18 protein-coding genes are annotated in these 16,769 nt (G+C 71.6%); 7 read left to right on the top strand and 11 right to left on the bottom strand.

What is annotated here, in order from left to right; all coding sequences use genetic code 11:
* Positions 1-11 precede the first annotated feature (11 nt).
* From ACFPA8_RS20615 to paaK, 3 genes are all read left to right on the top strand, one after another.
* Positions 12-755, top strand: coding sequence for a haloacid dehalogenase type II (locus tag ACFPA8_RS20615; RefSeq protein ID WP_386450665.1), 744 nt, complete (start codon positions 12-14; stop codon positions 753-755).
* Positions 756-984: 229 nt separating this feature from the next.
* The gene (paaI, locus tag ACFPA8_RS20610) at positions 985-1,407 is read left to right on the top strand and encodes a hydroxyphenylacetyl-CoA thioesterase PaaI (protein WP_386450663.1); all 423 of its coding nucleotides are present in this window, start codon (positions 985-987) and stop codon (positions 1,405-1,407) included.
* Entirely contained in the window at positions 1,404-2,813 is a 1,410-nt protein-coding gene (paaK, locus tag ACFPA8_RS20605; protein WP_386450661.1) for a phenylacetate--CoA ligase PaaK, read from the top strand. The genes paaI and paaK overlap by 4 nt, the downstream gene beginning before the upstream one ends.
* A 45-nt stretch (positions 2,814-2,858) precedes the next feature.
* On the opposite strand, the gene ACFPA8_RS20600 is transcribed toward paaK, so the two are convergent.
* The 5 genes from ACFPA8_RS20600 to ACFPA8_RS20580 form a co-directional block, all read right to left on the bottom strand.
* Positions 2,859-3,665 (bottom strand): SDR family oxidoreductase, encoded by an 807-nt coding sequence (locus ACFPA8_RS20600; protein WP_386450659.1) that lies wholly within the window; start codon positions 3,663-3,665, stop codon positions 2,859-2,861.
* A 259-nt stretch (positions 3,666-3,924) separates the two neighbouring features.
* Positions 3,925-4,554 carry a methylated-DNA--[protein]-cysteine S-methyltransferase gene (locus tag ACFPA8_RS20595; protein WP_386450657.1) on the bottom strand — a complete coding sequence of 210 codons (630 nt, stop codon included), beginning with the start codon at positions 4,552-4,554 and terminating at the stop codon, positions 3,925-3,927.
* Positions 4,551-5,126 carry an RNA polymerase sigma factor gene (locus ACFPA8_RS20590; protein WP_417801324.1) on the bottom strand — a complete coding sequence of 192 codons (576 nt, stop codon included), beginning with the start codon at positions 5,124-5,126 and terminating at the stop codon, positions 4,551-4,553. The genes ACFPA8_RS20595 and ACFPA8_RS20590 overlap by 4 nt, the downstream gene beginning before the upstream one ends.
* 63 nt (positions 5,127-5,189) lie before the next feature.
* Complete coding sequence (locus tag ACFPA8_RS20585; protein WP_386450653.1) at positions 5,190-5,765, bottom strand: methylated-DNA--[protein]-cysteine S-methyltransferase; 576 nt, start codon at positions 5,763-5,765, stop codon at positions 5,190-5,192.
* Positions 5,766-5,914: 149 nt separating this feature from the next.
* Positions 5,915-6,508 carry a DNA polymerase ligase N-terminal domain-containing protein gene (locus ACFPA8_RS20580; protein WP_386450711.1) on the bottom strand — a complete coding sequence of 198 codons (594 nt, stop codon included), beginning with the start codon at positions 6,506-6,508 and terminating at the stop codon, positions 5,915-5,917.
* 393 nt (positions 6,509-6,901) lie between these two features.
* On the opposite strand from ACFPA8_RS20580, the gene ACFPA8_RS20575 reads away from it, so the two are divergent.
* Both ACFPA8_RS20575 and ACFPA8_RS20570 read left to right on the top strand, forming a co-directional pair.
* Positions 6,902-7,726 (top strand): LLM class F420-dependent oxidoreductase, encoded by an 825-nt coding sequence (locus ACFPA8_RS20575; RefSeq protein WP_386450651.1) that lies wholly within the window; start codon positions 6,902-6,904, stop codon positions 7,724-7,726.
* A gap of 12 nt (positions 7,727-7,738) precedes the next feature.
* Positions 7,739-8,191, top strand: a complete 453-nt coding sequence (locus tag ACFPA8_RS20570) for a TIGR03668 family PPOX class F420-dependent oxidoreductase (RefSeq protein ID WP_386450649.1) — start codon at positions 7,739-7,741, stop codon at positions 8,189-8,191.
* A gap of 307 nt (positions 8,192-8,498) precedes the next feature.
* Here the strand turns inward: ACFPA8_RS20570 and ACFPA8_RS20565 are convergent, their stop codons facing one another.
* Together ACFPA8_RS20565 and ACFPA8_RS20560 are read right to left on the bottom strand one after the other, a co-directional pair.
* A complete protein-coding gene (locus tag ACFPA8_RS20565) occupies positions 8,499-9,047 on the bottom strand; it encodes a hypothetical protein (RefSeq protein WP_386450647.1) in 549 nt (182 codons plus the stop codon).
* A 213-nt stretch (positions 9,048-9,260) separates the two neighbouring features.
* Positions 9,261-9,803 carry a TetR/AcrR family transcriptional regulator gene (locus tag ACFPA8_RS20560; protein WP_386450709.1) on the bottom strand — a complete coding sequence of 181 codons (543 nt, stop codon included), beginning with the start codon at positions 9,801-9,803 and terminating at the stop codon, positions 9,261-9,263.
* Between the two features lie 197 nt (positions 9,804-10,000).
* On the opposite strand from ACFPA8_RS20560, the gene ACFPA8_RS20555 reads away from it, so the two are divergent.
* The gene (locus ACFPA8_RS20555; protein WP_386450645.1) at positions 10,001-10,945 is read left to right on the top strand and encodes an SDR family NAD(P)-dependent oxidoreductase; all 945 of its coding nucleotides are present in this window, start codon (positions 10,001-10,003) and stop codon (positions 10,943-10,945) included.
* Positions 10,946-11,232: 287 nt separating this feature from the next.
* Positions 11,233-11,826: an NlpC/P60 family protein gene (locus ACFPA8_RS20550; protein WP_386450643.1), complete on the top strand. Its 594-nt coding sequence runs from the start codon at positions 11,233-11,235 to the stop codon at positions 11,824-11,826.
* Positions 11,827-11,978: 152 nt separating this feature from the next.
* Here ACFPA8_RS20550 and ACFPA8_RS20545 read toward each other — a convergent pair whose 3' ends face one another.
* The 4 genes from ACFPA8_RS20545 to ACFPA8_RS20530 all read right to left on the bottom strand — a co-directional run bounded on the left by ACFPA8_RS20545 (position 11,979) and on the right by ACFPA8_RS20530 (position 16,654).
* On the bottom strand, positions 11,979-12,836 hold the full coding sequence (locus tag ACFPA8_RS20545) for a carbohydrate ABC transporter permease (protein WP_386450641.1): 858 nt from the start codon (positions 12,834-12,836) through the stop codon (positions 11,979-11,981).
* A 160-nt stretch (positions 12,837-12,996) separates the two neighbouring features.
* The gene (locus ACFPA8_RS20540) at positions 12,997-14,172 is read right to left on the bottom strand and encodes a carbohydrate ABC transporter permease (RefSeq protein WP_386450639.1); all 1,176 of its coding nucleotides are present in this window, start codon (positions 14,170-14,172) and stop codon (positions 12,997-12,999) included.
* A gap of 6 nt (positions 14,173-14,178) precedes the next feature.
* Positions 14,179-15,426, bottom strand: coding sequence for a sugar ABC transporter substrate-binding protein (locus ACFPA8_RS20535; protein WP_386450637.1), 1,248 nt, complete (start codon positions 15,424-15,426; stop codon positions 14,179-14,181).
* Positions 15,427-15,565: 139 nt separating this feature from the next.
* On the bottom strand, positions 15,566-16,654 hold the full coding sequence (locus ACFPA8_RS20530) for a LacI family DNA-binding transcriptional regulator (protein ID WP_386450635.1): 1,089 nt from the start codon (positions 16,652-16,654) through the stop codon (positions 15,566-15,568).
* Positions 16,655-16,769: the final 115 nt, after the last annotated feature.

The following is a 16,769-nucleotide window of genomic DNA, read 5'->3' as shown; positions in this document are numbered from 1 at the left end:
TGTCTGCGGCCATGTCCTCCGGTGAGTCCGAGTCCCGGCACGGTGCCGCCCACCCGGGCGACCCCGCCCTCCGGGCGGTCGTCCTCGACGTCAACGAGACGCTGAGCGACTTCGCGCCGCTGCGCCGCCGTTTCGAAGAGACAGGAGCACCGGGCGACTTGATGCCCACCTGGTTCGCCGGCGTACTGCGGGACGGCTTCGCGCTGACCGCCGCGGGAACCTACGCGGACTTCGCCGACCTCGCACGTGACGGCCTGCGGGCCCTCCTGGCGCAGACAGGAGGCCGCACGGGCGACGTGGACGAAGCTGCCGCGCACATCCTCGGCGGCCTGGCACGGCTGGAGGTCCACCCGGACGTCCCGGAGGGGGTACGCCTCCTGAAGGAGGCCGGGCACCGGCTGGTGACGATGACGAACGGCGACCCCACCCTGACCGTGGGGCTGCTCGAACGCGCCGGAATTTGCGGCCAGTTCGACGCGATCCTCGGAGTGAGCGGCCCCCGCCGCTGGAAGCCCGCGCCGGAGGCCTACCACTACGCCGTGCGCAGTGTGGACGTCCGCCCGTGCGAGGCCGTGATGGTCGCCGTGCACCCCTGGGACGTCGACGGAGCCCAGCGTGCCGGGCTCCGTGGCGCGTGGCTGCGCCGGGGCTCCGTCCACTACCCGCGCGTGATGTCGCAGCCCGCATGGACCGCGGAGGACCTGGCGGAGCTGGCCCGGTCACTTCCGGGGACCCGCCGCGGCGGGGACGGCTAGCCGTACTGCCTCGTGAGACCGGGGGCGCGCCCGTACAGGTGCCGCACGGTCGTCGCCCGGCGAGGACCGGCAGGTCACGTCGTGGCTGCGAACCCTTGACACCGCTGGTCCGTTGCTGGATTACTGGACCCGCCGCAAAGGGAACCGAATGGTCGGTCGGGGTTCTCCGCCGGGGCCTGCTCCGGGGCCGGGGCCGCCGCCCGCCGGGACGTACGAGAGCGTGGAACGTATGACGCAAGCCATGAGCAACGGGTCGGCGGCGCACACGATGTTCGCCGCGGACCAGGCGTCACAGGCCCTGGGCATCACGTTGCTGGAGGCTGCGGAGGGTGCCGCGAAGCTCCGGATGACGGTGTCGAGGGCCATGGTCAACGGCCACGGCATCGCCCACGGCGGATACCTCTTCCTCTTCGCCGACACCGCGTTCGCCTGTGCCTGCAACAGCCACGGCCCGGTGACCGTCGCCTCCGGCGCCGACATCGCCTTCGTCAGACCCGCCGCGGAGGGCGACGTGCTCACGGCCGTCGCCGAGGAACGCACCCGCTACGGACGCAGCGGGATCTACGACGTGACCGTCCTGCGCGACGGCGACGTCATAGCCGAATTCCGCGGCCGCAGCCGCACCGTCCGAGGCATGGAGGAGCCTTCATGACGACGAGCGAACTCCCTGCCACACCCCCCACGCCCGGAACGCCTGCCTCTCCCGCGCCTGCCGGTGCCCCGTCGTCCGGCGGCGTGCCGCGCCGTACGGGGGATCCGCTCCCGGACGGGCTGCGGGACGCCGGTGAGCGGCTCGACCGCGAGGAGCTGCGAGCGCAGCAACTCCGGCGTCTGCAGCACACCTTGCGCACCGCCTACAGCGAAGTCGAGCTGTACAGGAGGAAGTTCGACGAGGCGGGCGTACGGCCCGAGGACTGCCGGAGCCTGGAGGACCTGGCGCGCTTCCCGTTCACCACGAAGGCGGACCTGCGCGAGACCTACCCGTTCGGGATGTTCGCCGTGCCGATGGCCGACGTGCGCCGCGTCCACGCCTCCAGCGGCACCACCGGCCGTCCCACGGTGGTGGGTTACACCGACAACGACATCTCCATGTGGGCCGACATGGTCGCCCGTGCCATTCGGGCGGCGGGCGGCAGGCCCGGCCACAAGGTCCATGTCGCCTACGGATACGGGCTGTTCACCGGGGGGCTCGGCGCGCACTACGGCGCCGAGCGTGCGGGGTGCACGGTGATCCCCGTCTCCGGCGGCATGACCGCACGTCAGGTGCAGCTCATCCAGGACTTCGAACCCGAGATCATCATGGTCACGCCCTCCTACATGCTCACCCTGCTGGACGAGTTCGAGCGGCAGGGCGTCGACCCGCGCTCCACCTCGCTCAGGACCGGCATCTTCGGAGCCGAGCCGTGGACGGAGGAGATGCGCGGCGAGATCGAGGAGCGGTTCGGCATCCACGCGGTCGACATCTACGGCCTCTCCGAGGTCATCGGGCCGGGCGTGGCGCAGGAGTGCGTGGAGACGAAGGACGGTCTGCACATCTGGGAGGACCACTTCTACCCCGAGGTCGTGGACCCCCTCACCGACGAGCTCCAAGGGGAAGGCGAGGAGGGGGAGTTGTGCTTCACCTCGCTCACCAAGGAAGCGATGCCGGTGATCCGCTACCGCACCCGCGACCTGACGCGGCTGCTGCCCGGCACGGCACGGCCGGCGTTCCGGCGGATGGAGAAGGTGACGCGCCGCTGCGACGACATGATCATCCTGCGTGGGGTGAACATCTTCCCCAGCCAGGTCGAGGAGATCCTGCTGCGTACGGAAGGCGTCGCGCCGCACTTCCAGCTGCACCTCTCGACCCGCGCCCGGCTGGACCACATGACCGTACGCGCCGAAGCCCGTCCCGGGACCGCCCGTCCGGAGCGTGCGGCGGCAGCCTCGGCGGTCACCGAGGCGGTCAAGGACGGCATCGGGCTGAGCGTCGCCGTCGAGATCGTCGACCCCGGGACGCTGGAACGCTCCGTCGGCAAGATCCGCCGCATCGTCGACGAGCGGGGCCGGGCGGGCTGAGCAGACCGGACGGTGGCGGCAGCATCCGCGGCGGGCGGCAGCGGGTCAGTCGTCCGCGCCGAAGTTGCTGGTCGTGAACTGCGGGTTGGCGATGGTGAAACCGCCGTCGACGACGTACGACTGGCCCGTGGTGTAGGCCGCGTCCTCCGAGGCGAGCCACCCGATGAGCGAGGCGACTTCGCGCGGATCCCCCGGACGGGAGACGGGCAGAGCCGGGCGGTGGACGGTGCGGACGTCGACGCCCGCCATGCCCGACATGGCGGTGGCGACGAGGCCCGGCGCGACGGCGTTGACGGTGATGCCGTGCCCGGCCAGCTCCAGGGCCATCGACTTGCTCAGCCCGCCCAGCCCGTGCTTCGCGGTGTTGTACGCCGCCGCGGACGGCAGCGGCGTGTGCTCGTGCACGGAGGTGACGTTGACGATGCGGCCGCCCTCGCCCTGTCCGATCATGCGCAGCGCGGCCCGCTGACCGAGCAGGAACGGGCCTTCGAGGTCCACCGACATCACCTCCCGGAAGTCCTCGTAGGACAGGTCCGTGAAAGGCCCCGGCCGGTTCATGCCCGCCGCGTTGACCAGGACGTCCAGCCTGCCGAAGCTGTCGGCGAACTCGTCGACGACCTGCTCCGGGCCGGGCAGGCGCGAGAGGTCCAGAGGACGTACTTCCGCACGCCGTCCGTACCCGCGCACCAGTTCCGCGGTGGCCCGGCCCTCGGCCTCGTCCACGTACCAGGTGACTCCGATGTCGTAGCCCCGGCGGGCCAGTTCGAGCGCCGTCGCCCTGCCGATGCCGGACTCCGAGCCGGTGACGACGGCGACCTTCGCTGCTGCCTGAGGGGCGGAGGTGTCTGCCATGACGGGCTGCTCCTTCTGCGGTGCGGGACGGGGCGGGCCGGGCGCCCTGTCGGCGCGCCGGCGAATCCGGCGGCCGCTGCTCACAGAGTGCCCACAGCGCGCGGTCGATGCGGCAGCGGCACGACCGGTCACCGCGCCCGGCGCCGGCCTGCGCTCCGCCGCGCGTACGCGGGCGGCCGCGCGTACGCCCTCCCGGCGGGCCACGTGGCCACCGGGGACACGCGGCCGGCCTGGGAAGTCCTGCTCGGCGTGGCCCGCTTCAGGCCGCAGTCTCCAGGCGGAGAAGCGTCTGCTTGGCCGCCGCCCCGCCGACGTACTGCCCCGCCGAGCCGTCCGAGCGGACGACCCTGTGGCACGGCACCACGACCGGCAGCGGATTGGTCGCACAGGCGGTGCCCACTGCCCGTACCGCCCGCGGACTGCCCGCCGCCGCCGCGACCTCGGCGTAGCTGCGTGTGAAGCCGTAGCCGATGCCGGGGAGCTGCGCGATCACCGCGCGCCGGAAGCCCTTCGCCAGCCGCAGGTCCAGGGCGAGGTCGAAGCGGGTGCGCCGTCCCTCGAAGTACTCCTCGATCTGCCGTGCCGCCGCGGCCAGCCGCTGCGGGGCCTCCAGCACGCGGGGGCTGACGCGCTCCGCGAGCTCGCCCAGAACGGCGGCGTGACCACCGTGCTGAGCGCTGTCGTAGGCGACGCGGAGCAGGCCCTCGTCCGTCGCGGCCAGCAGAAGCGTGCCCACGGGGGTGGGAAGCGTGCGGTAGGCGATGTCGAGCAGGCCCTCGCGCCGGGCGTCCTCGACCAGACGGGCGTGCAGCCGCGCCTGGGCCGCGGAATCCCCGGCCGCGAGACCCGCGAAGAGGTCTCCGGTCTCCGGCTCTGATGTGTGCTTCATCGTCGCTCGCCTCTCTCGTCCTCTTCGGAACGGCGCGGGTAGCTGTTGCGCAGGGACTTGATGCCGTCGGCCGCGGCTCTGCGTGCCGCTTCCGTGGTGCCGCCCGTCACGGCGGCGATCTCCTTGTAGGGAAGCCCCGCCAGGTAGTGGTAGGCGACGGCCGCGCGCTGCCGCTGCGGCAGGGCCTTGAGGGCGTTCCACAGGTCGGCGTCCCACTCGCCGGCGTCCTGCAGGGTCCCCGCCGCCGGGCCTGTTCCGTCGTCCGGGGAGTTCCCGCCGTCGTGCAGGGCCCGTCCGCCGGGCAGCGCTCTGCCCGATTCGGGGACCCGGCCGACGGCGACGGGACGACGGGAGCCGGCCCGTGCGGCGTCGATCGCCTTGCGGTGCGCGATCGTCACGAGCCAGGCCTCGATCCGGGCGTCCTCCGGGAGCGCCGGATACGCCTTCAGCGCGGCGAGGAACGTCTCCGACCAGGCGTCCTCGGCGTCCGCCGGCCCGACCACGGCCCGGCACACGCGGAGGACCATCGGCCCGTACTCGGCCACGATCTGCTCGAAAGGTCTCAAGGTCACACCCTGTAAACGAGGCACGGTCCGAGGACGTGAGGTCCACGGCGGGCACGGTCCGGCCGGTGGTCAGAAGAGGCGGCCCGGGCCCGTACCGGCATGCGACTCCTCGAGGTCGAGAAGGAATCGCTTGCGCCCCAGCCCGCCCGCGTACCCGGTCAGCCGCCCGTCCGCCCCGATCACCCGGTGGCAGGGGACGACGATGCTCAGCGGGTTGCGGCCGTTGGCCGCACCGACGGCCTGTGCCAGGGCGGGGTCGCCCAGCTCGCGCGCGAGCTCTCCGTACGTGCGGGTCTCGCCGTACGGGATCTGCTCCAGCAGCTTCCACACGCGTTGCTGGAAAGAGTCGCCCCGGGGAGCGAGCGGGAGGTCGAAGTGCCTTCTGCGGCCCGAGAAGTACTCCGCGAGCTGGCGCCGTGCCTGCCCGAAGTGCGTCTCGCAGCCGGTCCCGCACCCGGTCTCGCAGTCGGTCCCGCAGTCGGTCCCGCAGTCGGTCCCGCAGTCGGGCTCCTCGCCCGGACCGAGCGCCTCGGGTGCAGGGCCCCGCTGGTGTCCCTCGAAGTAGATGCCGCTCAGCGCGTCGCCCTCGGCGACGAGGGTCAGCGCCCCCAGCGGCGAATCGAGAACGGTGTGCCTGACTGTCATCGCACGCTCCTTGCCTCTTCCTGCGAGCCATTCTTCCGCTGCTCGCACGAGGAAGACGGCCCGGTGCGGCGGAACGTGAGATCCGTGCGAGGTGCGGTGCCGGAAGCGCGCGGTGCGGTGCCGGAAGGGGGTGCCTGCCGGGCGCGGCGTCACTCGCTGTGCCAGGTGTCCTCGTCGGTCGCCTCGGCGCTCACCCGTTTCAGGGTGCGGTTGGTGCGGGCGGAGCGCGCCCGTACGGGATCAGGTGTGCGCCCGTCCCGTACCGCCCGCTCGTCCTTCTCCTTCACCAGCAGCCACGACTCGCGTCCGTCCCCGTCGCCACCGCGGAAGCGCGTGAGCGCGTAGCCGCCGCGCAGCTTCGTGCCCTCCAGCCGGAACTTCACATGTCCGCGCTCCAGACCGCCGGCGAAGTCGTCGGTCAGAGGGTGGTAGGTCCCCTGGTCCCAGACGATGACGGTGCCGCCGCCGTACTCCCCGGCGGGGATGATCCCCTCGAACTCCCGGTACTCCAGGGGGTGATCCTCCGTCGGCATGGCCAGCCTCTTCTCTCGCGGATCGGGCGAGGGCCCCTTGGGGACCGACCACGACTTGAGGACGCCGTCGACCTCCAGCCGGAAGTCGAAGTGCATGGTGCTCGCGTCGTGGATCTGGACGACGAAGGAGGCCGCGCCGTCGGGTGCGGCACCCTCACCGCGGGGCTCGGCCGTCCTGCCGAAGTGCCGCTTCGCGCGGTAACGCGTCAGCGCGGCGTCCTGCCCGCCGCCGCTCCCGCCCTGCCGGCCGCCCTGGCCCTTCTCGCCGGCCGAGGCCGCCTGGCCTCCCTTGCCGGCCGGGCGGGCCCTGCTCCTGCCTCCCCCGGCGTTCGGGCCGGTTCCCCCGGCGTTCGGGCCGGTTCCGCTGGTGCTCTTCCGGGTCCTGTCGCTCACCGCCAGCTCCTTCCGGCAGACGGACACACAGGCCGGGTGCCCACCGGAGCCGTGCACCCACATCGGCGGGAACACCTGCGTCCCCGGAGGTGCTGTCATGAAGGCCGCGACAGCGGGTACCTCCGCCTCCGGGGCTGCGGCTGCCGCGGACCCGCGCGGCCCGGGAGCCCCGTTCGCGGGCCCGAAGCACTCTGCCGAGAAGGAGCCACTGTGAAGTTCGGCGTATCGACCTTCATCACCGATCAGGGAATCCGTCCCGCGCCCCTGGGCCGTGCCGTGGAGGAGCGCGGATTCGACTCGCTGCTCATCGCCGAGCACACCCACATCCCGGTGGAGCGCCGCTCGCCCTATCCGGGTGGCGGCGACCTGCCCGAGATGTACTACCGCACGCTCGACCCCTTCGTCGCGCTGAGCGCCGCGGCGTCCGTCACGGAGCGGATCCTGCTGGGAACGGGCATCGCACTGGTGGCGCAGCGGGACCCCATCGTCACCGCGAAGGAAGTGGCCTCTCTCGACCTGGTCTCCGGTGGCCGTGCAGTCTTCGGCGTCGGCGTCGGCTGGAACCGGGAGGAGATGGAGAACCACGGGGCCGACCCCACCACCCGTGGCCGCATGGTCAACGAGCGGCTGCGGGCGATGCGCGAGCTGTGGACCAAGGAGAAGGCCGAATTCCACGGGGAGTTCGTCGACTTCGACCCCGTCTACTCATGGCCGAAGCCCGTGCAGGAGCCGCACCCGCCGATCTACGTGGGCGGCGCCGAGGGCGCCTTCCCGCGCATCGCGGAGCTGGGTGACGCCTGGCTCGCCAACAGGACGACGCCCGAGAAGCTGGCCCCGAAGATCGAGCAGCTGCGCAGCACGGCCGGCCGCGACGTGCCGGTGACGGTGTACGCCGCGAGCGACGACGCCGCGACCGTCGAGGGTTTCAGGGACCTGGGCGTCGAACGGCTGCTGCTCTACCTGCCCACGCTTCCCGAGAGCGAGTCGCTGAAGACGCTGGACCAACTCGCCGCCGTCGCCGACCGGTTCCGCTGAGAAGCCGCGGCGATGCCGAAGATGACGGGCGGCGAGGCACGGGCCTGCTTCGCCAGGGCGCGCGTCGCCACCCTCGCGACGGCCGACGTCTCGGGACGCCCGCACCTCGTCCCCGTCGTCTTCGCCCTGACCGGCGACACCCTCGCCTTCGCCGTGGACCACAAGCCCAAGCGGTCGGCACGGCTGAAACGGCTGGAGAACATCCGCGCCAACCAGGCGCTGTGCCTTCTCGTCGACGCGTACGACGAGGACTGGGACCGCCTGTGGTGGGCACGGGCGGACGGGACGGGCCGCGTGCTGCCGGCAGCCGGGAGTTCCGGGCAGTCCGGGCAGTCCGGGCGGTACGTGGCGCTGCTCGCCGAGAAGTACCGGGAGCAGTACGCCGGGCGTCCGCCGCGGGGACCCGTCGTCGAGATCACCGTCGAGCGGTGGTCCGGCTGGCGGGCGGGGGCGGCGGACGCGTAGGAGCGGATCGGCGCCCGTGCCCGGCTGATGACGACCGGGGCGCGCGCCGGCTCTCCTGCCCGTCCTCGAACTCCTCCACGACTTGCGGCGGTTGGTGAAGGTGCGCCCAGAAACCGCCGTCAGCGCGGGGGTGTTGACCAGTGCTGCTCGCGGAACCGACGAACTCACGCTCCGCGGACTCGAAGCAGGCGCCGCTGTTCAGCTGGTCGTGCAGCGCGGAGAGGCGGTCGAGGCCCCTGTCGGCTCGTTCCGGCAGGTGAGACGGGACGGCGCGGAGACCGGGCCGCGAGCAGCCGCCGCCGGCGGCTCAGGACTTCTCGAGGACGGCCCCGGCCACCTGGAGGTGGAGGTCCTCCAGCGTCTCCAGCTGCCGCCGCGCCCGGTGGAGCAGCTCCGTCAGCCGGTCCGCACCCAGTCCGCCCGTCCGATCCGTGCCCGAGGCCCGCAGCGCCTGCCACATCAGCCGCTTCGCCTCGACGCCCGCGCGCAGCGACTCCAGTTCGACGAGGCTGCTCAACGGCGCCCGGCGTACGAGAAATCCGTTCGTCTTGGCGCGGCCCGCCTTCTCCACCGCCCACCCGATGCCGATCTTGTACCGGCGTACGGGAATCCCGAGGTCGTCCATGATCCGCAGCAGTTCGGCGCGGTCCTGCGCGATCTCGTCGGCCATGCGCACCAGGGCGGCGCCCGCGGGGGTCTGCGCATGCTGCTTCGCCACCCGCCGAGCCAGTTCGCTGCCGCTGGTTGCACCCATCAGGTGGTCGTTGAGGTAGATGGCCAGCGGTTCCCTCATCACGACGGCGGACCGGGAGGCCCCGGTGTCCGCTCGCCGGGTGGCGCTCGCTGCATGCGTCATGAATGGCTCCCGTCAGGGTGTGCCGTGTACGAAGCCCGGCTCGTCCGGCCCGGCGGGCGCCCGGTCCGCGCACCGGGAACATCCGCTGCGCGCACGGGCGGAGGTGGCGCCGGGCACGTACGGCCTGCCGCGTAGGCCGTCTTCTTCTTCAAGGCTCGCACCCGCGGACGATCTGTCAATTCGGGCACGGCCCCGGAGCGACGGGCCGTGACCTCAGCGGGCGCCCGGTGCCCCGTGCCGCAGCCCGTCCATGAGGAGGTCCAGAACGCGGCGGGCCCCCTCACGCTGAGCGGGCTCGCCCGCAGCGAGGCTGACGCCGCTCAGGCTGGTGAGGACGTCCTCCGGGACGACGTCCTGCCGGACGGTTCCCGCCGCGGAACCCGCGTCGAGCAGCGCCGAGATCGCCGATGTGAGGCCCGCGAGCCCTTCCATGCTCCGGGCATGGTGACGTCCGCCGCGGCCCCCGGACGCCATGAGTGCGCGCAGAGCGTCGGCCATGCCGCCCCTTGCGGCCATGCAGTCCACGAACCGGTCCATCCAGGCACGCATCGCCGCTTCGGGGGGCAGTGTCGCGAGCAGTTGCCCGGCGGCCTCGCACAGCAGGGCCATCTCGTCGCGGCAGGTGGCCTCCACGAGGGCGTACCGGGTGGGGAAGTGGCGGTAGAGGGTGCCGATGCCCACGCCGGCTTCTCTGGCGATCGCCTCCAGCGTCACGTACGGGCCGTCCTGCGTGAACGCCCTGACGGCCGCCTCCAGCAGCCGGTCGTGGTTGCGCTGCGCGTCTGCGCGCAGGGGACGGGAAGGGGTGGCAGGCAGGGCTTCTCCTCATCGGCGGGGCACCTTGATGAGCGCGGAGCGCTCCGGTGAAGTGGTCGTAGTGGAGGCTCCTCCGTTTCGGATCGTACGAGGGCGGGTCTCCCACTCCGCACCGACGCGCGAGACGGGATCAGACCATGACCGACACCGCTCCCATCAGCACGCCCTTCACCGCCGACTCCACCGCCGAGGAGGTCATCGACGGCATCGACCTGACGGGTGCGCGGGCCGTCGTCACCGGCGGGTCCTCCGGCATCGGCACCGAGACCGCCCGTGCGCTGGCCGGTGCAGGGGCCGAGGTGACGCTCGCCGTGCGGGACACGGCGGCGGGGAGGGCCACGGCCGAGGACATCGGCGCGAGCACGGGCAACACGCGAGGACGTGTGGCACCGCTGGACCTCGCCGACCGCAAGTCGGTCGCCGCGTTCCTCTCCGAGTGGGAAGGCCCCCTGCACATCCTGGTGAACAACGCAGGCGTCATGGCCTCGCCGGAGACACGCACCCCGGAGGGCTGGGAGCTGCAGTTCGCCACGAACCACCTGGGGCACTTCGCGCTGACCGTGGGGCTGCACCGGGCACTGGCGGCGGCCGGCGGAGCGCGGGTCGTGTCCGTCAGTTCGAGTGCTCACCTGCGCTCGCCCGTCGTCTTCGAGGACATCCACTTCCGTGAGCGTCCCTACGACCCGTGGCAGGCCTACGGGCAGTCCAAGACCGCCAACGTGCTCTTCGCCGTGGAGGCGTGGAGGCGCTGGCAGAGCGACGGCATCGCAGTCAACGCGCTGATGCCGGGGGCGATTCCGACCCGGCTGCAACGGCACGTCGGCGAAGGGGAACTCGAGCGTCTCCGGGCCGAGGCGGGCGCGGAGGCCCCGGCGCTGAAGACCCCCGGGCAGGGAGCGGCGACCTCCGTGCTCCTGGCGACGTCCTCGCTGCTGGAGGGCGTGGGCGGCCGGTACTTCGAGGACTGCAACGAGGCGCCGCCCGGTGAACCGGGCGCCCGTCGGGGTGTCGCGCCGTACGCCCTGGAGCCGGAGGCGGCCGAGCGTCTGTGGGAGGTGTCCGTCGAGACGCTGTCCGTCTGACGGGCGGGACTCACGGCGCCCCCGGGGTGTGCGGCCCCCGGGGGCGCAACAGGTGTGAAGCCCTTCACCTTCAATGGGCCGACCTGCGGAGTCCGCGGCGGAAGCCTGTCGGAAGAAGAAGCCACTTCTGCCTCGATGCCCGGACTCCGCTTGTGCGCATCGCGTGAAGGTCCAACTCCGGGGCGGGCGTGCGCGAGGAGGGCGGCACCAGGATGTGCCTGCTTCCGGGACTTGCCCGGCAGGGCACGTCCGAAGCAATGCCAGACCCCCCACATGAAGGAAGTGACATGTCAATCACGTCCCTCAGCCGGCGCGCGCGCATATCGCTGGCCGCTGTGGCCGCCGGCAGCGCTGCCGTACTGGGCTTCGCGGTTCTGCCGTCCACCGCCACGGCCACCATCGCGGACAAGCCCTCGGTCTCGGCCAAGAGCGAGAAGAGCGCCAAGGCCGATGCCGTCACGCGGGCCCAGATGCTGGAGCGTGCAGCCACCTGGCTGACCGCCAACAACGGTGCGCAGGTGCCGTACAGCCAGACCGAGACCTGGTCGGACGGGTACCGGCAGGACTGCTCCGGCTACGTCTCGATGACGCTGGGGCTGTGGAAGTCCGGACCCAACACCGTCGAACTGGCGAGCAACCGGGACCTGACCACTCCCATCAACCTGGGTGACCTCAAGCCCGGCGACCTGCTCATCGACGCCGACGGATCGAACACCACGCGCCACGTGGTGATCTTCGAGAAGTGGACCGACGACTCGCACACCGCCTACTCCGCCTTCGAGCAGCGCGGCGGCCACGGCACGGACCACCGGGTGCTCGACTACGGCCTGGAGTCCGGCAGCGAGTACAAGCCCTACCGTCCGACGAACCTGACGGACTGACGCAACGCGGGCCGCGCACAGGCCCGTTGCGGCGACGACGCGCTCCCGCCCCCTCCGGGGCGGGAGCGCGTCGTGCTGGGTGCCGCGGCCCGGCCGCCGCCTCTCCGCGGCTTCCCGAACCTCCGATGCCCGGGCCGGCGGACCGGTCTCCGCTACTCCTTGACCGCGCCGGCGTTCGCCCCGCGGATGAAGTACCGCTGGAAGCAGAAGAAGAGCACCGCCACCGGGATCGTCGAGAGCAGGGCGGCCCCCAGCTTCAGCGGATACTGCGTCCCCGCGCCGAGCCCGCCGGAGACGAACCGTGCGAGACCGGTGGTGAGGGTCTCGTAGTCGCTCGACTGGGTCGCCACCAGGAAGTGCGTGAACTCGTTCCACGAGCCCTGGAAGGACAGCAGCGTCACCGTGATCAGCGCGGGCCGCGACATCGGCAGGACGACGTACCAGAAGATGCGCCAGATGCCCGCACCGTCGATCCGCGCGGCCTCCTCCACCTCACGCGGTATCGATTCGAAGAACTGCTTCATGATGAAGATCCCCGCCGCGTCGAACAGCAGCGGCACGATCATCCCGGTGTAGGTGTCGAAGATGCCGAGCGTGTTGAGCACAAGGAACTTCGGGATCAGCAGCACGACCGGCGGTACCGCCATGACGGCGATGACGAACGTGACCAGCACGGCGCGGCCGCGGAAGCGGAGCCGGGCCAGCGCGTACCCGGCTGCCGAGTCGAAGAGGACCCGGCCGAGCGTCACCACCACCGTCACCAGCGTGCTGTTGCCCAGCCAGCGCAGGAACGGCACGCCGTCCCCCGCCTCCCCCGAGCCGCTGAGCTTTTCGAAGACGGCGGTGGTGGGCGCCTGCGGCAGGAGGGCGAGCGGACTGGAGGCCGCCTCCGGGTCGGTCTTGAAGCTCGTCGCCACCTGGATCAGGAACGGCAGCGCGTAGAGCAGCGCGAATGCCAGGAGCAGCGTGTATCCGGCCAGCCGTGCGGGGCGGGGGAAACGGGCCAGCACCGGCCGCTCCTCGGCGGAGGCCGCCGTCACCTTGTCCGCGCCGGTCCTGCCTGCGCGCGTCCTGCCAGCGCCGGTTCTGCCTGCGCCGGTTCCTCCTGCGCCGCTTCCTCCTGCGCCGGTTCCTCCTGCGCCGGTCATGGCCGCGCCCGTCCTGTCTGCGTCAGTCGTGCGCACGGAGCGCTCCCTTCTCCGGCGTGCCCGGGACCTGTCGGCCGCGCGCCCTCCTCGGTCGCCGCGCACCGCGTTCACGCAGCAGCAGACGCTGGACTCCCGTCATCAGCAGGACGATCGCGAGCAGGATGAAGGAGATCGCAGCGCCCTGGCCGAACTCCGCGTTGTCGAAACCGTAGGAGTACGAGAGGAACGCGGGGGTGAGCGTGGTGTTGGCGGGATCGCCCTGCCCCAGCACGTACACCTGGTCGAAGACCTGCCAGGTGGCGATCAGGCCGAGCGTCGTCACCAGGAACATCACGGGGCGCAGCGCCGGCAGCAGTACATGGCGCAGCACGTGGCGGCGTGCGGCGCCGTCCAGCGCTGCCGCCTCCTCCAGTTCGCGCGGGATGTTCTGCAGCGCCGCGAGGAAGATGAGCATGAAGGTGCCCGAAGTCGTCCATACGGCAAGCAGGATGAGGGTGCACATGGCGACGGACGGTCCGGCCAGCCACTCCGACCAGGGCAGGCCCATGAGCCGGTGCTCCGCCAGGAATCCGCCGGGCTTCTCCCCGTCGATGACGCCGGCCGCCTCCAGCAGGACCCACAGGACGCCGCGCGGATCGGCGAACCAGTTCGGGCCCTTGACGCCGATCCAGCCCAGCAGCTGGTTGACGGCGCCGCTCCCCTGGAAGAGGAAGAGGAAGACCGTGCACACGGCGATGGAGCTGGTGACGGACGGGAAGTAGAAGGTGGTCCGCAGCATGCTCCGGCCGCGCAGCATGCGCTGGTTGACGATGATCGCCAGCGTGAGGGAGAGAACGGTCTGCAGCGGCACCGTCAGCAGTACGTAGTAGGTGTTGTTCCGCAGCGACGTCGCCAGCAGCGTACGGGCGAGGCCGTCCTCGGCCAGCAGGCTGCGGTAGTTCTCCAGGCCGACGAAGTCGGCGTCCGGCGTGAAGGGGTTGGACTGCCCGTCCCAGTTCAGCAGGCTGACCCAGGCGGCCATCACGATCGGCAGCGCCATGAACAGCCCGAGCCCCAGGACCATGGGGCTGACGAACAGCCAGCCCCACAGGCCCTCGCGGCCCCGTCTCCCGCGGGACCCGAAGCGGGCGGGTGAGGCCGGGCCGGGCCGCCGCGCGGGGGACGGCGGCGCCGGAGTCTCGGTCGAAGACGTGGACATCCCTGCTCAGTCGCCCTTCTTGAGGACCTGCTCGCCGTTGCGCTGCAGCGTGGAGAGGATGGTGGCGGGCTCGGCCGTACGCAGCGACTGGAGGTCCGAGTTGAACTGGTCGAGGACCTTGGTGAAGCCCGGCACGGTCACGGGGCTCTGTGCGTAGGCCTCGCCCTCGGCCCAGCCGGCCGACTCCGGGTGCTCCTTCGTGAACTCCTTCATCACGCTCTCGCGGCTGGGCATCACACCGATCGCGTCGGAGGAGGCCAACTGCTCCTTCGCCGAGGTCAGATGACGGACGAGGTCGACGGCGGCCTCCTGGTGGGTGCTCTCCTTCGCCACGCCCCAGCAGTTGCTGAACGCCAGCGTGCCCTTGCCCGCGGGGCCTTCGGGCAGCGGCAGAACCTTGTAGTCGACGTCGGGGAAGTCCTGCTCCATGGCGCCCGCGAGCCAGTTGCCCTCGATGATCATTGCTGCCCGGCCCTTGCCGAGGGCTTCGCCGGCCCAGCCGGTGTCGACCTGCTTGGCGTACTTCATGGATCCGGAGCGCAGCAGCTTCTTCGCGAAGCCGAGCCCCTTGGCGTTCTCCTTGCTGTCCGCGGCCATCTTCGACTCGGACGAGTCGGTTATCCAGCCGCCGGCCTGCTTCATGAACACACCCAGCCGCTGGTACTCGTTGGTCGTGACGAGTCCGGTCGTCTTCCCCTCGGTCAGCTTGTCGGCGGTCTTCTCCAGCTCCTCCCAGGTGGTCGGGTAGTCCTTCTCGCTCAGCCCGGCCTCCTTCCACTTCTCCGTGCTGACGACGAGGCCGAGCGTCGAGAAGTCCTTGGGGAGGCAGACCAGTTCGCCCTTGTAGGTGAAGGCCTTGCGCAGCTGCGGGGCGAAGTCCTCCTTGTCGGGGACCTTCTCGCCGTACGCGTGGAGCGAGCCGCCCTTCGCGTAGTTCGCGAACTGGTCGGAGTTGACGTAGAAGGCGTCCGGTGGGCGGTTGCCCGCGAACGCCTGGGCGAGCTGCTGGTCGATGTCCTTGGCGAGCTGAACGGTCACCTTGTGACCGGACTTCTTCTCCCAGGCGGCCGTCGCCTTCTTGACGGCCTTGGTCTCGGCGTCGCCCGAGACCGCGACGAGGACGCGGAGCGACTGGCTCTTGCCGGTGTCCTGCTCGGGTCCGTTCTTGTTCTTGTCGAACCCTGACGAACAGGCTGTCGTGGTGGCGGCGAGCACCGCGCACGCGGTGACGGCCACGGCGGATCGGCGGAACATGCGGGCCTCCTGGGGGAGTCGATGCGGAGTTTCGATGCGGAGATTCGACGCGGAGTTTCGAGGTGGAGATTCGGTGCGGAGATTCGGGGCGGAGATTCGGTGCGGAGTGGTGGCGGTGTGTGCGCGGTGAGCGGCAGGGTCAGCCGAACGGGGGGCCGAGGCTTGCCCGTACGACGAGGGCGGGCGGCAGCAGCACCCGCTCGGGAGGTTTCGCGGGGTCGGACATGCGGGCCAGCACCAGGCGCATCGCCTCCCGGCCCACGTCACTGAGCGGTTGCGCGACGCTGGAGAGGCCGGGGGAGAGGAACGAGGCCGCCGGGGAGTCGTCGAATCCGACGACGGACACCTCGCGTCCGGGTGTGCCGCCCGCGTTGACGACCGCGCGGTAGCAGCCCAGCGCGAGCGTGTCGCTGGCGGCGACGACCGCCGTCACGCCCGCGTCGAGCAGCGGCTGCACGGCACGGGCCGCGGCGCCGACGTCGTCCAGGCAGTCCGCCCGGTGTCCGGGCTCCAGGCCGTGAGCGAGCAGCGCGCGCCGCCAGCCCTCGGCACGGTCGTCCCCGGAGCCGGAACCGGGCGGCCAGCCGAGGAAGCCGATCCGCCGGTGCCCTTCGGCCGCCAGCCGGTTCACGGCGGCCTCGGTGCCCGCGGCGCCGTCGACGTCGACCCAGTCGCCCACATCGTGCTCGGACCACATCCGGCCGAAGGCGACGAACGGGATGCCGCGTTCGTCCAGCCACCTCTGCCGCGGGTCGCCGTGCGCGGTGTTGCTCAGCACGAAGGCGTCCACGCCGTGTTCGCCGAGCAGCTCTTCGTACGCGGCCAGTTCGCGCTGCCCGGAACCGGCGGCGAACAGCAGCAGCCGGTAGCCGGCCGCGTCCGCGGTCTCCGACAGTGCGTGCAGGAACCGGTCGAGCACCAGGTTGCCGGGGCCGGCCGGCTCGATGCCGAAGCCGATGAGCCTGCTGGCGCGCGTACGCAGTGAACGGGCAGCGCGGTGCGGACGGTAACCCATCTCGTCCACTGCGCGGCGGACGCGTTCCAGGGTCTCGGGCCGCAGCAGTTCCGGGGTGTTGAGGGCGTTGGAGACGGTCTGCGTGGAGACGCCCGCACGCCGCGCGACCATCGCCATCGTGACCGAGCCCGTACCCGCGCCCGCACCCGAAGACGCACCCGCACCGGGACCCTGGCGGGGCGCGGGGGGCGTCGGAGTGGAGCGTGACGGCATGAGGTGGGCTCCCGGGAGCGATGGCTGACAAGGGTGGCCGATCTACCGTGCAAAAAGGGCAATTTGAGCCCTTGACCTCTTTGCTATGGTCGTTTTGATCGATCCAATGGCTGAG

This window comes from Streptomyces ovatisporus (genome assembly GCF_042653885.1).
In the GTDB taxonomy this organism is placed as follows: domain Bacteria; phylum Actinomycetota; class Actinomycetes; order Streptomycetales; family Streptomycetaceae; genus Streptomyces; species Streptomyces ovatisporus.
The sequence above is the reverse complement of the archived record's forward strand: the minus strand, read 5'-3'. Positions and strand labels throughout refer to the sequence as shown.

Bases quoted from the DNA above. Each gene is read 5' to 3' on its own strand.
- ACFPA8_RS20565 (WP_386450647.1), bottom strand. From the start codon at position 9,047: ATGACGCATGCAGCGAGCGCCACCCGGCGAGCGGACACCGGGGCCTCC.
- paaK (WP_386450661.1), top strand. From the start codon at position 1,404: ATGACGACGAGCGAACTCCCTGCCACACCCCCCACGCCCGGAACGCCT.
- ACFPA8_RS20540 (WP_386450639.1), bottom strand. From the start codon at position 14,172: ATGTCCACGTCTTCGACCGAGACTCCGGCGCCGCCGTCCCCCGCGCGG.
- ACFPA8_RS20530 (WP_386450635.1), bottom strand. From the start codon at position 16,654: ATGCCGTCACGCTCCACTCCGACGCCCCCCGCGCCCCGCCAGGGTCCC.
- ACFPA8_RS20550 (WP_386450643.1), top strand. From the start codon at position 11,233: ATGTCAATCACGTCCCTCAGCCGGCGCGCGCGCATATCGCTGGCCGCT.
- paaI (WP_386450663.1), top strand. From the start codon at position 985: ATGACGCAAGCCATGAGCAACGGGTCGGCGGCGCACACGATGTTCGCC.
- ACFPA8_RS20535 (WP_386450637.1), bottom strand. From the start codon at position 15,426: ATGTTCCGCCGATCCGCCGTGGCCGTCACCGCGTGCGCGGTGCTCGCC.
- ACFPA8_RS20595 (WP_386450657.1), bottom strand. From the start codon at position 4,554: ATGAAGCACACATCAGAGCCGGAGACCGGAGACCTCTTCGCGGGTCTC.
- ACFPA8_RS20570 (WP_386450649.1), top strand. From the start codon at position 7,739: ATGCCGAAGATGACGGGCGGCGAGGCACGGGCCTGCTTCGCCAGGGCG.
- ACFPA8_RS20585 (WP_386450653.1), bottom strand. From the start codon at position 5,765: ATGACAGTCAGGCACACCGTTCTCGATTCGCCGCTGGGGGCGCTGACC.
- ACFPA8_RS20615 (WP_386450665.1), top strand. From the start codon at position 12: ATGTCCTCCGGTGAGTCCGAGTCCCGGCACGGTGCCGCCCACCCGGGC.
- ACFPA8_RS20600 (WP_386450659.1), bottom strand. From the start codon at position 3,665: ATGGCAGACACCTCCGCCCCTCAGGCAGCAGCGAAGGTCGCCGTCGTC.
- ACFPA8_RS20555 (WP_386450645.1), top strand. From the start codon at position 10,001: ATGACCGACACCGCTCCCATCAGCACGCCCTTCACCGCCGACTCCACC.